Below are 12945 nucleotides of genomic sequence, written 5' to 3' on the forward strand. Positions count from 1 at the left end.
GAACGCTGACGGTTTCCGTCCAAGAAGCGGTCCGCATGATGCTCAGGCCGCAGCGAGGCGTCTGGTCAGCGAGACGCCAGCTGCACGAACCAGCGGAGCGATATTGTCTGGCCGCATTCCGCCTGCAGGACCCGCCACAGAGATCGCGCCGATGACGCTGCTGTCTGAACTGATGATCGGGCTCGCGACGGCCAGCACGCCCTGATAGGACGCACCGGCATCTGTGGCGAGCATCGACGTCCGCACAGCAAGGAGCTCCTCATGGAAGTGCTCGGCCTCTTCCGCAAACAGCGGCGCGCTGACGCGATCAATGACGTGCTGGTCTTCGCAGAATGCGAGGAAGGCCTTGCCGCTCGCGGTCGTCAACGCCGGTGAACGCATCCCCGCCCAGGTGGGCAGCATCGGCAGCCGTCCAGGAGCGGCCGCGAGAGAGACCATGTCGACACCCTGCTGCACCCACAGTCCGACGCGTTCGCCAGTGTGCTGGGCCAGCTGGCTCATGATCGGTGCGGCAGCTGCGACCAGTCGGCGCGGCATGGTGGCCAGCGCACCCAACTCGAACAGCCGCAGGCCCAGCGTGACGCCCTCGCTGTCGCGCATCAGGTATCGTTGCGCGACCAGTTCGCTCACCAGACGAGCGGCGGTCGACTTCGGGATGCCGGTCGCCGTGGCGATGACGGTCACGGAAACCGTGCCGTTTGCCCGCTTGACCGCATCGAGTATCGAAAGAATTCGTGTGAGTACAGACGCGGGACCGCTGGAACCTGGAGAGCTGGAGAGACGCGACATCGGGATCCTTCGTAGGGCAGCTTCTTCGACCTGCCCGAGACTGAAGCTAGTGCGTGGTGTGAGGGAACGCAATGGGCCCGAACGCGTGTCGCGCATTCGGGCCCATCTGGCGGATCAGGACTTGCAGAAGGGCTTGATGCCCATCACGCTCTCGAGACCTTCCATGACGTGACTCTTGAAGAGCTCGTCGTTCTCGCCTTCAGCATCCGTCCAGTTCTCGACCGCGTGGCCGAGGCTGGAGACGAATGACCGACCGCCGTCGTAGTACTGGCACCAGCTGACCGGGTGATTCTCGCCGTGCCCTGGGTGGCCGGTTGCGCGGCCGTTGAGGCTGGTCGCCTCGTCAACCTCAAGCAGCACGTTGACGTGGCTGGGGTACGGGTAGAGGTTGTACCACTCGTCTGTGAACGCCCAAGTCTTCGGCATGAAGCTCGTCGTCACGTCCTTCTTGTTCATGACTTCCACAGTCCCCGCGCGGTTGGGTGCGTGGTCAAAGAAGTTCGTACCGCCGAGGAGGCCCTCGTACCACGGCCAGTTGTACTCGGTACCGAGCGCGTTGTGGATGCCAACGAACCCACCACCACCGCGGACATATTTCATGAGCGAGGTCTGGGCCGCGTCGTCCAGGCTGTCACGGGTCGGGCTGAGGAACACGATCGCCTGATACTTTTCGAGCCTTGAGAATGCTGCGAGATCTTCGGTGTAGTCCACCGCGATTCCGCGCTCTTCTGCCCAGCTCTTCAGACCGGCCTGTGCGACATTGTCGGCATTCAGAGCCGGGTTCAGTCCCGGCGCGAGCGGCGTGCCGAGGTGCGCATGGCGCGGACCACCGGTGCGGCTCCAGATGAGGATGCGCTTCTCTTCGCCCTCCGTCCAGCCGTTGCCCCAGTCGTGGTAGCAGTCAGCATCAGTACCGCGGCACGCGCCGTAGTCCGCCACGCCGTCGAGATAGATGTCCGAAGCGGTGACCGGCTTGTTGCCGTTGCCGTTTCCATTGCCGTGTCCGTTGCCGTTTCCGTTTCCGGCGGCGACTGTTGCTGAACTCGCAGCAAACAGCCCGGCGCCGAGCACCGCGGCCGCCACCAGCGCGATCCCTGAACGCAAAAAGGATTTCACGTGATCTCCCTTGATCTTTCGTTTCGGATGCCAGCGACGTAGAAGATGCCAGCTGAATCCTGAACCTAGGGTTCGGGCGAACTACCGGCAACTGGTGTCCCATCCAGTAAGCCACCCCGACCTCCGCAGGCACCGCGAGATCTCCCTAGGATGGTGCCATGGCAGACAAGCCGCAGTGGTTGATCCGCGAAGACGCCGGGGTTCCGGTGCTCGTCGCGCTCGCGCTGCGCCAGATGCTCGGCATCCGTGAACCAGAAGATCTGCCGAGTCTGCGTGATCTTCAGGTGCGCGCCCCGGACGCGACGGACGCCACGGCAGAGTTGGAAGCGCAGTGGCGCGAGTACTGGAACATGACTGTCGAGCCGCGCGCACATCACTCTGATGTGCCGCTGGAGCTCGTCGACGGATTCGACACGATCGTCGCGCTGCCTGCCAGCGGCGCCGAGCACCTTCGTGAGGCAATCGCTCCGCTCGCGACGTCTGTTCAGAAGTATGCGCAGACTGCACACAACCGTTACGTCGACTCGATGGACACTGCCACCGGCGGCAGCTCGTATCGTGCTTATGCGAGCGCGATCGCAGAGTTCGAGCGGGAGATCGGCAGGCGTGCGCATTCCTTCGAGCTGAACGTGCAGGTGTTGCCGTTCTCGCAGCGTGGAATCTGGTGGATCGGTGCGCTCTCAGTCGCAGTGACGGACGGGCTGCGGCGAGACGTGGTGGCGTTCGACGCCGCCATCCGACCGGTCATCGCCGAACTGGCCTGACCGGCCTAGACCAGGTTCCGATCAGTCCGCTTCGATAATCGTTTCGTGGTCGACGCGCACAACGCGGTCATGGCGGCGAGCGATGCGCTCAAGCAACATGGCGACGAGTGCGCCAAGCGCGAGGCCGATCGGTGCTGCCCATAGCAGGGCGAATCCGAACACCTGGCTTGGCGGGTAAACCACATTGTTCACCGTCGAAGGCTCATAGTTGCCCACCATCGTCAAGACGCCGGCGGCGATGATTCCGAGCACGACGCCAATGGCCATGAACACGCCGTAGCGCGGCACACGGCGAACGGTGGCTTCGACGATCTCGTGGGACTCGGGCGCAGACATACTCCTATTGTCCCACTGTTCACCTATGGGCTGAGGATGCGTTCCTGATCCAGGTTCTACGGGCGAAGCGGCAGCAGGTCTGAGAGGTCTGCGCGCGTACCGGAAGCCTGCACCCGCCCTGCGGCGACGGCGTCGGCCCACGTCTCGGCGCCGGTCGCGAGGGCAATCCAGGTCTGCGCGTCCATCTCGGTGATGTTCGGCGGGGTGCCGCGGGTGTGCCGCGGCCCTTGAACGACCTGCACTGCGCCGAACGGCGGCACCCGCACCTCGACGCTGTTACCTGGGGCCTTCTCATCTAGCAGCTGCAGCAGATAGCGCACTGCCGTCGCCGAGGCAGTGCGCGCGGGCTTCTCCCCTGCCGCGGTCGCAGTGCGCACGGCATCCAGAGCCGCCCGTCCGTCAGCGATGTCGATCTTCTTGGCCATGGGTCCATCTTCCCGGATCCTCCCTGTCGCGCAGCGCGTAGGGTCAAGGTGTGAGTGTCGATCAGCATCCGGAGGGCGCCCGCGCCCAGCTGCTGAATGCGGTGCAGACGGGCGATTGGGCGACGCGAGTGCTCCCCCAGTTGGCCGACCGCACGGCTGCCCGCGAATCAGCCGTGTTGATTCTGTTCGGGGTGCTTGACCGCATCCCTGCCCGCACGGTCGGCACCGCGGTCGCGAAGGATCTCGACGTGCTGCTGCAACGGCGCGCGTCTACACTCTCATCTCACCCGGGGCAGGTGTCGTTCCCCGGTGGCGGACGCGATGCGAGCGACCGAGATGTCATCGACACGGCACTACGCGAAGCCGAAGAGGAAACCGGTCTCGATCCGACCGGCGTCGAAGTGCTCGGCGTGCTGCCGGAGCTTCCGCTCGCGTCCAGCAACCACCGAGTCACCCCCGTGCTTGGCTGGTGGACGAAGCCGTCCAAGGTGGCGGCGGTCGATCATGCCGAGACCGTCGAGGTGTTCCGAGTGCCGGTCGCGCAGCTGCTTGACCCGGCGTCGCGCTTCCGCTCGGTCACCCGAAGCGGTCCGATCGTCTTCAAAGGACCGGCATTCGACGTCGACGGCACCATCGTGTGGGGATTCACCGCGATGGTGCTCGATCGCGTATTCGACGCGTGCGGCTGGAACGTGCCGTGGGACGAGACAGACGAACGCCCCGTGGAGAACTGACGGTCACCGCCTGGCTCGGTAGTCTGGAACCGTGAAGATTCTGGTCCTCGGTTCCGGTGCCCGTGAGCACGCGATCATCCTCGCCCTTCGAGCCGAAGCGGCCGAGCATGAGATTCTCTGCTCGCCCGGCAACGCGGGCATCGCTCAGGACGCGACGCTCGTCGTCGTTGACCAGCTCAACGGCGGTGCCGTCACCACGTTCGCGAACGAGAACGCTGTCGACCTCGTCGTCGTCGGCCCCGAAGCTCCGCTCGTCGCCGGTGTCGCTGATGCGCTGCGCGAGCGCGGCATCCCGGTGTTCGGCCCCGGCAAGGCCGCGGCCCAGCTGGAAGGATCGAAGGCCTTCGCGAAGCGAGTGATGGATGCCGCCGGTGTCCCGACCGGACGCGCTGTGCGCGCAGCATCCATCGCCGATGTCGACTCCGCATTCGACGATCTCGGTGCCCCCTATGTGGTGAAGGCCGATGGCCTGGCTGCGGGCAAGGGCGTCATCGTCACCTCCGACCGCGATGAGGCGCGCGCACACGCGGCTCATTACCTACCCGCAGGCCCCGTGCTCGTTGAGGAGTTCCTCGCGGGCCCAGAGGTGTCACTCTTCTTCCTCAGCGACGGCGACACGGTGCGCGCACTCAGCCCCGCCCAAGACTTCAAGCGTGCCTTCGACGGCGACGAGGGCCCTAACACTGGCGGCATGGGCGCGTACTCGCCTCTGCCGTGGCTGAACGAGCAATTCGGAAGCGAGCAAGAGTTCGTCGAGCTGGTCACCGAGCAGGTCGCAATGCCGGTCATCCGCCAACTGGATGCCGACGGCGCCCCGTTCATCGGACTCCTCTATGCCGGACTCATCCTCACCACCTCTGGAGTGAAGGTCATCGAGTTCAACGCGCGCTTCGGCGACCCAGAGACCCAGGTCGTGCTGCCGCGCCTGGTCACTCCCCTGTCAGAGCTGCTGTTGGCCGCAGCATCCGGAAATCTTGAGGATCAGCCGCAACCGCAGTTCTCCGACGACGTTGCGATCACCGTCGTACTTGCCAGCGAGGGCTACCCGGAGGCACCGCAGACCGGTCGCCAGATCTCCGGACTTGCGGATGCCGCAGGCGTAGCGGGCGTGCGAATCATCCATGCAGCAACGGCCGCCCCTGACGCTCCGGGCGGAGACCTCGTCGCCACCGGCGGCCGCGTACTCAACGTCGTCGCGGTTGGCTCGGACTTCGCCGCAGCGCGTGCACACGCATACGACGCCATGGGCCGCATCAGTCTGGATGGCGCCCACTTCCGCAGCGACATCGCGGCCCGCGTCGCGGAGTAGGCGACAGCGGCGTCAGCCGTCGAGCGCGAAGCTACGGGGGAGGATCTCCGGGCTCAGCACGTGCTCCACCGCGAGCAGGCTGGCTCCGCGCACCGCGGCTTCTCCTGCTGTGAAGGACTGCACGATCGCGAGGTGTTCGGTCGCCAGCGGCATGGAATGCGTGTAGACGACCTCGCGAACGCCGGCGATCAGGTGCTCGCCCACGCGTGCCATCGCGCCGCCGATGACGATGACAGACGGGTTGAGTAGGCTCACGGATGCCGTGAGCACCTCGCCGAGGTCACGGCCAGCCTGTCGCACGGCCTGAATCGCTTCGAGGCTGCCCGATTTGACCAGTTCGACGACATCGTTGCCGTCGGTGGCCGGAATTCCGCGCTGGCTGAGCGAGCGCGCGATCGCTGGTCCCGAGGCGAGCGCCTCAAGGCAACCGGTATTTCCGCAGTGGCAGGGAACGTCCGCTCCCCTCGCGACGCGCACATGTCCGAAGTCGCCGGCGATGCCCTGCGCTCCGCGAAGAAGCCGTCCGTCGGAGATGATTCCGGCGCCGATGCCGGTTGCGACCTTGACGAAGATCATGTGATCGGTCGACGGAAATGCGAAAGCGCGCTCGCCGAGTGCCGAGATGTTGACGTCGTTGTCGACGAGCACGGGAACCTGCAGGTGTTGCTGCACCCAACCGGGCACGTCGAAACCGTCCCAGCCGGGCATGATCGGCGGCTTCGCCGGGCGACCAGTGGCGTGCTCCACGGGTCCCGGCACACCGACGCCGACTGCCGCGACGCGGTCATGACTGAGCCCGGTCTCAGTGATCAACTCGTTCGCGGCCTCGACGAGCCATGAAAGCACGGCCTCCGGCCCGAGCGATACGGCGAGCTTGCCGGTGCGTTCGGCGAGGATGGTGCCGGCGAGATCCGTCACCGCGACAGTCGTGTGCGAGGCGCCGATGTCGGCCGCGATGACGACCTTCGCCGTGGGGTTCAGCGCGAACTGCGAGGGCGGCCGCCCGCCGGTCGAGGCAGCATCAGCGACGGGGGCGATCAACCCCTTCCGCATGAGCTCGTCCACGCGCGCAGCCACCGTCGATCGGGCAAGGCCCGATGTCTTTGCCAGTTCCGCTCGGGTACGAGGTTCACCGTCGCGCAGCAACTGAAAGAGCTGGCCGACACCGCCGGCGTTGAGATTGCTTGCCATTCTTCCCTGCACTTCTCGTGAACGGCCCTGTGCAACGCAAGGACAGCATCGCATCCACGCCCTGGTGGCCTTCGTTTCGGCGATTCCGCGTCTGTCGAGTCTACGCGGGGGGCGCCGCCTGAGCCGCCGGTCGCGGGCGACTGCGCGGGACGCGTCCGACGGCGAAACGCTGCTGCAGCAGAACGGCGACGACAATGATCACGCCCTTGGCCACGGCCTGCGCCGAGGAGGTGAGGTTGTTCTGAACGAACACGTTCGACAGCGTCGCGAAGATCAGCACACCGAACACCGTGCCGGTGATCGTGCCGCGTCCGCCGACGAGCAGCGTGCCGCCGACGACGACAGCGGCGATGGCATCCAGTTCGTACAAGTTGCCGTGGGTCGAGGTTCCGGCCGTGGTGCGGCCGAGGAGCATGACGGCCGCGATGCCAGCCGTCAGACCCACGAGCGCGTACAGCCACATCGTGTGGCGCTTCACCTTGATGCCGGCGAGGCGCGCAGCCTCGGGGTTGCCGCCGATCGCGACCGTGCGGCGTCCGAACGTCGTGCGATTGAGCAAGAACCAGCCGGCGGCGGCGACCACGGCGAAGATCCAGATGAGGACATCGACGCCGAGCAGGTCGACGTTCATAGCGCGCACGAAGTCGCGGTCGTTCAGCACCAGTGTGCGATTGTTCGCCAGGATCTCTGCCAGGCCTCGCGCACCGACCATCATCGCGAGCGTCGCCATGAAGGCTGCGACCTTGCCATAGGCAATCACGACTCCGTTGATGAGCCCGGCGCCGACACCGACGAGCAGCGCGACGATGACCGTCACGATCCAGTGGCTGGAGCTCGCGATGTCCTGGACCGCGGCCAGTGAGGCGACGACGGATGCCAGTGCCAGAACCGCCCCGACGGAGAGGTCGATGCCACCGGCGATGATGACGAAGGTCATGCCAATGCTGATCACGCCGATGATCGACGCCTGACGCAGGATCACGAGCGCGTTGTCGAAGTTCAGGAAGTTCGAGGAGGTCACTGCCCCCACGACGATGATCACCAGCAGCGCCAGGACCAGACCGAGATTGCGACCGACGGATCCGGAGAGCAGCCGGCGAAGCATTGAGGTGGTTTCGGCCGGGGTCTGGCCCGGCGAGGTGGTGGGTGTGGTCTGCACGCTCACGCGGCGACTCCTTTCATGACGAGGTCGAGCACGCCGGACTCGTCGAGCTCAGATGCGGGAAGTGTGGTGAGGACGCGTCCGTCGCCGATGACGAGGACCGAGTCTGCGAGTCCGAGGACTTCCTCGATCTCGCTCGAGATGACGACGATGGCGTGGCCGGATGCCGCGAGCCGACGGATCAGCGCGTAGATCTCTGATCGCGCTCCAATGTCGACGCCTCGGGTGGGCTCGTCCAGCAGCAGTACTGAGCTGCCGTGCACGAGCCAACGCGCGAGCAGGATCTTCTGCTGATTTCCGCCGGACAGTGTCGCCGCCGGACGGTCAGGATCCGCCGGCCTGAGCTCAAGGGCTGCGATCTGGTCCTTTGCGGTGCGGCGCTCGCTGCGCTCATCCAGCAGCGGGCCTTTGGCGAACCGCGTAAATGACGAGAGGGTGACGTTCTTGAAGATCGGCTCTCCGAGCACCAGGCCCTGCGACTTGCGCTCTTCGGGACTCAGCCCGACGCCAGCGGCGACTGCAGCGGAGACGGATCCGCGCGGAAGCACCTTCCCGCCGACCCGGACAGTTCCGGTCGATGCGCGCCTCGCACCGTAGATCGTCTCGATGATCTCGCTGCGTCCTGAGCCGACAAGGCCGGCGAGGCCAATGATCTCGCCCGCACGCACAGAGAACGACACGTCCTCGAACACGCCATCAAGTCCCAGATCCTCAACTTCGAGCAGCACAGGTGCGTCAGCAGCGATGGGATCCGCCGGAGGAAAGACGTTCTGCACGGTGCGACCCGTCATGTGCTTGATCAGCTCGGCGGTGGTCGTATCGGCCACGGACAGGTTGCTCGCCACAGTCGCGCCATCCTTGAGGACTGTGATGCGATCCCCGATCTGGCGGATTTCCTCGAGGCGGTGGGTGATGTACACCACTGCGATGCCCTGCGATGTGAGCTCCCGCACCACCGCGAACAGATTGCGTACCTCTTCGGAATCGAGAACTGCTGAGGGCTCGTCCATAATGATGAGCTTCGTGTCGTGCGACAGGGCACGGGTCATACTGACGATCTGCTTCTCGGCGGCGCTGAGCGAACCGACGTCTGCATGCGGCGACATCGAACCATGGCCGAGCCGCTCGAGGAGCCTGCGCGTCTGCTGGATGAGCTGACCGCGGCGTGTGAATCCGAACCTGTCGAACTCGTGTCCGAGGAAGACGTTCTCTGCCACGGTGAGGCCGTCGACGACGTCGAGCTCCTGATACATCGTCGAGATGCCGAGCGATATGGCCGTCTGCGGGTTCGCGATCTCGATCGGCTCGCCCAACCAGCGAATCTCCCCGGCATCCGGCGTGTGCACACCGGCAAGTGTCTTGATCAGCGTCGATTTGCCCGCGCCATTCTGACCGAGCAGGCAGTGCACCTCGCCCGGTCGCACCTCGAGGTTGACTCCGCGCAACGCGCGCACACCGACGAAGCTCTTCTCGACACCGCGCATCTCGAGTAATGCCGAGTTCTGGTCATCTTTGATCACGCAATGAACATAACATGCTCGAATCGTGAACGCGAGCGGCGATCTGTCGATATGACCGATCGGTGACGAACCTCTGAGATCGCAGTAGGCGCCCACAATCACGGCGCCTACTGGGTGCTCATGGACTTTTGACCTTGTCGAGGCAAAAGCTGGCCAGATGATGACATCTTCTGCTAGCTTGACCTTTGTCAGTGCCCGGTGCGCACCAAATCGGTCCCGATCGTCAATGCACGCACCGCACGCATCTGCATCACATTTCAAGGAGGAAAGACATGCACGGCATGCGCACACGCGGGCTTCGCCCGCTGATGGCAGGAGCGGCAGCACTGTTCGCCGTCACCCTGCTGGCCGGTTGCACCAGCGATGGTGCCGAGGGCGAAGGAGAAGCCGGAAACCAGGGCACCACGAGCGAGGAGAACACGGCGTCAGGCGACACGGTCACCATCGGCTGGTCCGGTCCGGATAACGACCACGGCTGGCTCGGCGCCATCAGCTCGGGTGCCATCAGTGCGGCAGAGGGGTTTGACGATGTCGAACTGCTCCAGGCTGAGGGAACGAACGACGCGAACCAGCAGATCGCCGCTATTGAGAAGTTCATCAACGACGATGTGGATGCGATCGTGCTTCTCCCCACGGACGGCGCCGCACTGACCCAGGTCGCCCAGAAGGCGATGGATGCTGGCATCCCCGTCATCAACGTCGACCGTGAGTTCTCGAGCACATTCGCATCCCGCGTCACGATCCTCGGCGACAACTACGGCATGGGCGTCAGTGCCGGCACTTACATCTGCGAGCAGCTTGATGGTCAGAGCGATGCCGTCGTGGCAGAGATCGCCGGCATTGACTCACTGCCACTCACGCAGGACCGCTCGCAGGGCTTCGCGGACGCTCTCGAAGTATGCGGCCTCGAGGTCGGCCCGCGTGTCGCCGCGGACTTCACCGTGGCCGGCGGCGAGAGCGCAACATCGCAGCTGCTCTCGGCGAACCCGAAGATCGATGCGATCTGGAACCATGACGATGACCAGGGCGTCGGCGTCATGGCCGCCATCGAATCGGCCGGTCGCGACGAGTTCTTCATGGTGGGCGGTGCTGGCAGCGTCAACATGATGGACCGTATCAAGGCGGATGACAGCGTCATCAAGGCGACGGTCATCTACCCGTCGACGCAGGCCGCCGACGGCATCGCCATGGCACGCCTGATCGCGCAGGGCAAGACCATGAGCGATCTGATCACGCCGAGCGTTCCGTTCCGCATCGTGCTCGATGCCCCTGTGGTCACCAAGGACAACGTCGACGAGTTCATCGACCTCGCCTTCGAGTCCTGATCACCATCTGCGGGGCGAGCGCCACCGCGCTCGCCCCGCACCGTTCCCAGGAGTAAAGATGACAACTGAGCTGCGAGTGGCCATGATCGGCCACGGATTCATGGGAGCGGCGCACTCCGTCGGCTGGCGGCAGGCGCCGGCAGCGTTCGGTCTCCCCCTCTCCCCCCGAATGGCCGTGCTCGTCGGGCGTGACGCCGAGAAGACGACTGCCGCCGCCCGCCAGTGGGGCTGGGACGAAACATCCACCGATTGGCGAGCTGTCATTGCACGCGATGACATCGACGTGGTCGACATCGTCACACCTGGCGATTCGCATGCCGAGATCGCCATCGCGGCGCTGGCTGCCGGCAAGCACGTGCTGTGCGAGAAGCCGTTGGCGAACTCGGTCGCAGAGGCCGAAGCAATGGAGCAGGCGGCCCACCATGCCGCGGCGCACGGCATCCGCGCCATGGTGGGCTTCACCTACCGGCGTGTACCAGCCGTCACCCTCATGCGCGACATGATCGCGGCCGGCCAGATCGGCACAATCCGGCAGGTACGCGCGAGCTACCGGCAGGATTGGCTCGCCGATCCTGAGTCGCCGATGACCTGGCGGCTCGACAAGGACCGCGCCGGCTCCGGAGCGCTCGGTGACATCGGCGCACATATCGTCGACATGACGCAGTTCGTGACCGGACAGGCGCTGACGCGGGTGTCAGGCGTGATGGAGACGCTCGTCGGCGAGCGCCCGGTGCTGGGTGAGGCGGTCGGCCTCGGAGGCACCGCCGGCACCGAGCGCGGAAAGGTCACGGTCGATGACGTCGCCCTGTTCACCGGGCGATTCGAGTCGGGGACTCTGGCGACCTTCGAGGCAACCCGGTTCGCGACCGGCCGTAAGAACGCCCTCGACATCGAGATCTCAGGCGACGCCGGAGCGCTGCACTGGAACCTTGAGGACATGAATGTTCTCGACTTCTACGACGCCACACTGCCCTCGGGCAGGCAGGGCTTCAGTCGCATCCTCGTCACCGAACCCGAGCATCCATACCTTTCCGGATGGTGGCCCACCGGACATATGCTCGGGTACGAACACGGATTCTCCCACCAGGTGAAAGATTTCACCGAGTCGATTGCGGGGGGTTTCGACCCGCATCCGACCTTCACGGACGGGCTGCTCGTGCAGCGGGTGCTCGACGCGGTCGAGCGCAGCGCACGGAACGGCTCCGCCTGGACCGGCGTCTGAATACAATCACCATACGAATCTCACAAGAAGAGGACGATGATGTCACGACCGATCACTTTGTTCACCGGCCAGTGGGCCGACCTACCGTTCGAAGAAGTCTGTCGACTCGCGGGCGAGTGGGGCTATGACGGCCTGGAGATCGCCTGCTGGGGCGACCATCTCGACCCGTGGCGCTGGGATGACGACGAATACGTACAGGACCGTCTCGCCATCCTGGAGCGCAACGGGCTGAAGGTCTGGACGATTTCCAATCACCTCAAAGGGCAGGCGGTGTGCGATGACCCGATCGATCAGCGTCATCGCAACATGCTCTCCGACCACGTCTGGGGAGACGGCGACCCGGAGGGCGTGCGCCAGCGCGCCGCTGAGGAACTCAAGAACACAGCACGAATCGCAGCCAAGCTGGGAGTGAAGACGGTCACCGGATTCACCGGATCATCGATCTGGAAGTACGTGGCGATGTTCCCGCCGGCCACGGACGAGATGGTGGAGGCCGGCTACCAGGACTTCGCAGACCGCTGGAACCCCATCCTCGATGTGTTCGACGAGGTCGGCGTGCGCTTCGCGCACGAGGTGCATCCTTCGGAGATCGCTTACGACTATTGGACGACCAAGCGGGCACTCGAGGCGATCGGACACCGCGAAGCGTTCGGGCTCAACTGGGACCCCTCGCACATGGTCTGGCAGGACATCGACCCCGTCGCGTTCCTGTGGGACTTCCAAGACCGGATTTACCACGTGCACTGCAAGGACACTAAGAAGCGTCTCGGCAATGGACGCAACGGGCGCCTCTCGTCACACCTGCCATGGGCTGACCCTCGGCGCGGCTGGGACTTCATCTCCACAGGGCACGGCGACGTGCCGTGGGAGGACGCGTTCCGGATGCTCAATGCGATCGATTACGCCGGCCCGCTTTCGGTCGAGTGGGAGGACGCCGGGATGGATCGCCTCGTCGGCGCACCCGAGGCGCTGGAGTTCGTGCGGAAACTGTCGACGTACAAGCCGGCGGATGCCGCGTTCGATAGTGCGTTCTCCACGAGGTGAGGGCTTTC

Annotated in this window: 13 protein-coding genes; 6 read left to right on the top strand and 7 right to left on the bottom strand. The window is 65.0% G+C overall.

Going from position 1 to position 12945, the window contains the following annotated elements:
* Nucleotides 1–42 precede the first annotated feature (42 nt).
* Nucleotides 43–789 (bottom strand): IclR family transcriptional regulator, encoded by a 747-nt coding sequence (locus AC1C2O_RS10530; RefSeq protein ID WP_495430382.1) that lies wholly within the window; start codon nt 787–789, stop codon nt 43–45.
* A gap of 114 nt (nt 790–903) precedes the next feature.
* Nucleotides 904–1905, bottom strand: a complete 1002-nt coding sequence (locus AC1C2O_RS10535) for a ThuA domain-containing protein (RefSeq protein WP_495430383.1) — start codon at nt 1903–1905, stop codon at nt 904–906.
* A gap of 158 nt (nt 1906–2063) precedes the next feature.
* Here AC1C2O_RS10535 and AC1C2O_RS10540 point away from each other — a divergent pair, with 158 nt between their 5' ends.
* Nucleotides 2064–2669 carry a zinc-binding alcohol dehydrogenase gene (locus AC1C2O_RS10540; protein WP_495430384.1) on the top strand — a complete coding sequence of 202 codons (606 nt, stop codon included), beginning with the start codon at nt 2064–2066 and terminating at the stop codon, nt 2667–2669.
* 21 nt (nt 2670–2690) lie between these two features.
* Here the strand turns inward: AC1C2O_RS10540 and AC1C2O_RS10545 are convergent, their stop codons facing one another.
* Together AC1C2O_RS10545 and AC1C2O_RS10550 are read right to left on the bottom strand one after the other, a co-directional pair.
* The gene (locus tag AC1C2O_RS10545) at nt 2691–3005 is read right to left on the bottom strand and encodes a potassium transporter Trk (RefSeq protein ID WP_495430385.1); all 315 of its coding nucleotides are present in this window, start codon (nt 3003–3005) and stop codon (nt 2691–2693) included.
* Nucleotides 3006–3061: 56 nt separating this feature from the next.
* On the bottom strand, nt 3062–3430 hold the full coding sequence (locus tag AC1C2O_RS10550; RefSeq protein WP_495430386.1) for a sterol carrier family protein: 369 nt from the start codon (nt 3428–3430) through the stop codon (nt 3062–3064).
* A 50-nt stretch (nt 3431–3480) separates the two neighbouring features.
* Between AC1C2O_RS10550 and AC1C2O_RS10555 the strand changes: the two genes are divergently transcribed.
* Together AC1C2O_RS10555 and purD are read left to right on the top strand one after the other, a co-directional pair.
* Complete coding sequence (locus tag AC1C2O_RS10555) at nt 3481–4164, top strand: NUDIX hydrolase (protein WP_495430387.1); 684 nt, start codon at nt 3481–3483, stop codon at nt 4162–4164.
* Nucleotides 4165–4195: 31 nt separating this feature from the next.
* A complete protein-coding gene (purD, locus tag AC1C2O_RS10560; RefSeq protein ID WP_495430388.1) occupies nt 4196–5473 on the top strand; it encodes a phosphoribosylamine--glycine ligase in 1278 nt (425 codons plus the stop codon).
* Between the two features lie 12 nt (nt 5474–5485).
* On the opposite strand, the gene AC1C2O_RS10565 is transcribed toward purD, so the two are convergent.
* The 3 genes from AC1C2O_RS10565 to AC1C2O_RS10575 all read right to left on the bottom strand — a co-directional run bounded on the left by AC1C2O_RS10565 (nt 5486) and on the right by AC1C2O_RS10575 (nt 9310).
* Nucleotides 5486–6664: an ROK family transcriptional regulator gene (locus AC1C2O_RS10565; protein WP_495430389.1), complete on the bottom strand. Its 1179-nt coding sequence runs from the start codon at nt 6662–6664 to the stop codon at nt 5486–5488.
* A 100-nt stretch (nt 6665–6764) separates the two neighbouring features.
* A complete protein-coding gene (locus AC1C2O_RS10570) occupies nt 6765–7769 on the bottom strand; it encodes an ABC transporter permease (RefSeq protein ID WP_495431723.1) in 1005 nt (334 codons plus the stop codon).
* 56 nt (nt 7770–7825) lie between these two features.
* Nucleotides 7826–9310 (bottom strand): sugar ABC transporter ATP-binding protein, encoded by a 1485-nt coding sequence (locus AC1C2O_RS10575; RefSeq protein ID WP_495431724.1) that lies wholly within the window; start codon nt 9308–9310, stop codon nt 7826–7828.
* 308 nt (nt 9311–9618) lie between these two features.
* Here AC1C2O_RS10575 and AC1C2O_RS10580 point away from each other — a divergent pair, with 308 nt between their 5' ends.
* From AC1C2O_RS10580 to AC1C2O_RS10590, 3 genes are read left to right on the top strand one after another with little or no spacing between them, the layout of a single operon-like run.
* Entirely contained in the window at nt 9619–10671 is a 1053-nt protein-coding gene (locus tag AC1C2O_RS10580; protein ID WP_495430390.1) for a substrate-binding domain-containing protein, read from the top strand.
* Nucleotides 10672–10729: 58 nt separating this feature from the next.
* Nucleotides 10730–11893, top strand: a complete 1164-nt coding sequence (locus tag AC1C2O_RS10585) for a Gfo/Idh/MocA family protein (protein WP_495430391.1) — start codon at nt 10730–10732, stop codon at nt 11891–11893.
* 39 nt (nt 11894–11932) lie between these two features.
* Entirely contained in the window at nt 11933–12937 is a 1005-nt protein-coding gene (locus AC1C2O_RS10590) for a sugar phosphate isomerase/epimerase family protein (protein ID WP_495431725.1), read from the top strand.
* Nucleotides 12938–12945 lie beyond the last annotated feature (8 nt).

The organism is Microbacterium sp. Y355 (genome assembly GCF_059445345.1).